1 protein-coding gene and 2 pseudogenes are annotated in these 1,695 nt (G+C 65.0%); all 3 read right to left on the reverse strand.

The genetic code is table 11. The annotated features are described in order from the left end of the window. A pseudogene (locus tag GRF61_RS24975) lies at positions 1 to 136 on the reverse strand (branched-chain amino acid ABC transporter permease); the annotation flags it as partial. A 139-nt stretch (positions 137 to 275) separates the two neighbouring features. Continuing rightward, positions 276 to 1,421: an ABC transporter substrate-binding protein gene (locus tag GRF61_RS24025; protein ID WP_169153136.1), complete on the reverse strand. Its 1,146-nt coding sequence runs from the start codon at positions 1,419 to 1,421 to the stop codon at positions 276 to 278. Positions 1,422 to 1,546: 125 nt separating this feature from the next. Then, positions 1,547 to 1,695: pseudogene (locus GRF61_RS24030) on the reverse strand (3-oxoadipyl-CoA thiolase); the annotation flags it as partial.

Consider the following 1,695-nt stretch of genomic DNA (forward strand, 5'->3'; position numbering starts at 1 on the left):
CGACGAATTCCCCTTGCGGGATGAAGATCACCCGCGTCACCGCGAACACCAGCACCAAGGCCAGCGCCAGCAGCGCGTAGATCGCGCCGTTGGTCAGGCCGTCCTGGCCCAGCAGGGCCGCTATCTGTAGATCCATGACGAACCCCTCCACGCCGCCGGCTCAAGGCCGTCGCCGTGGTCTCCTCGTATTCTTCTCTGCGTGGGATCGGCGGCCGGTGGCTGTCTGCGCAGCCGCCGGCCGTCTACTTCTTATGGGTGCTGCCCGGGCTGCCTGCTTACTTGACCAGCTTCCAGGCACCGCCCTGGATCTGCACCATGACGCGGGCGCGCTGGTCGAAACCGAGGTGGTCGTTCGGGCTCATGTTGAACACGCCGTGGGCGCCCGGCACTTCCTTGACGTTCTCCAGCGCATCGCGCAGGGCGGCGCGGAATTCGGGCGTGCCCGGCTTGGCCTTCTTCAGCGCTTCCGGCACCGCGGCGGTCATCAGCACGCCGGCGTCCCAGGCGTGGGCACCAAAGGTGGAAACGCTGCCCTTGCCGTGGGCGGCTTCGTACTTGGTGATGTAGGCCAGGGCCGACTTCTTCACCGGGTTGTCGTCCGGCAACTGGTCGGCGACCAGCACCGGGCCGGCCGGCAGGAAGGTGCCTTCGCAGTCCTTGCCACAGACGCGCAGGAAGTCGTTGTTGGCGACGCCGTGGGTCTGGTAGTACTTGCCGGCGTAACCACGCTCCTTCAGCGTCTTCTGCGGCAGCGCGGCGGGCGTGCCGGAGCCGGCGACCAGCACCGCGTCGGCCTTGGAGGCGATGATCTTCAGCGCCTGGCCGGTCACCGAAGTGTCGGTGCGGTTGAAGCGCTCGTTGGCCACGATCTGCAGCTTGCGCGCTTCGGCCACCGACTTGAACTGCTCGTACCAGCCTTCGCCGTAGGCGTCGGCGAAGCCGATGAAGGCCACGGTCTTCACGCCGTTGTTGGTCATGTGCTCGACGATGGCGGTGGCCATCTGGGCATCGTTTTGCGGCGTCTTGAACACCCAGCGCTTCTTGTCGTCCATCGGCTCGATGATGCGGGCCGAAGCGGCCAGCGAAATCATCGGCGTGGTGGCTTCGGCGGCAACGTCGATCATGGCCAGCGAGTTGGGAGTCACGGTGGAGCCCAGCACCAGGTCGACCTTGTCCTCGGACAGCAGCTTGCGGATGTTCTTGACGGCGGTGGTGGTGTCGGAGCCATCGTCGAGGACGATGTAGTTGACTTTCTGCCCGCCCAGCGTGGTCGGCATCAGGCCGATGGTGTTCTTTTCCGGAATGCCGAGCGAGGCGGCGGGGCCGGTGGCCGAGACCACGACGCCGACGTTGATGTCGGCCTGGGCGGCCGCGGCGAAGGCGAGGCCGATGGCGGCCAGCAAGGTGTGCTTGAGCTTCATGGTGTCTCCTCCTCGTGGTTTTAGGTATGGGTAGCCGGGGTCGAGGAAATCCGGCTACCTTGGAACAAAAATTATCACACTCCTAACGCATTCGAAAATATCTAATTCTTTGGTTCTAAACTTTCTTAGATTTTTTCGATGACCAGTGCGATGCCCTGCCCCACGCCGATGCACATGGTGCACAGCGCATAGCGGCCGCCGGTCGCCTCCAGCTGGCGCATCGCGGTGAGCACCAGGCGGGCGCCGGAGGCGCCCAGCGGGTGGCCCAGCGAGA

It is taken from the genome of Azoarcus sp. TTM-91, from assembly GCF_012911025.1.
GTDB lineage: Bacteria > Pseudomonadota > Gammaproteobacteria > Burkholderiales > Rhodocyclaceae > Azoarcus.

What these genes read in the sequence shown, in the direction of transcription:
- GRF61_RS24025 (WP_169153136.1), bottom strand. Translation starts at nt 1,421, where the DNA reads ATGAAGCTCAAGCACACCTTGCTGGCCGCCATCGGCCTCGCCTTCGCC.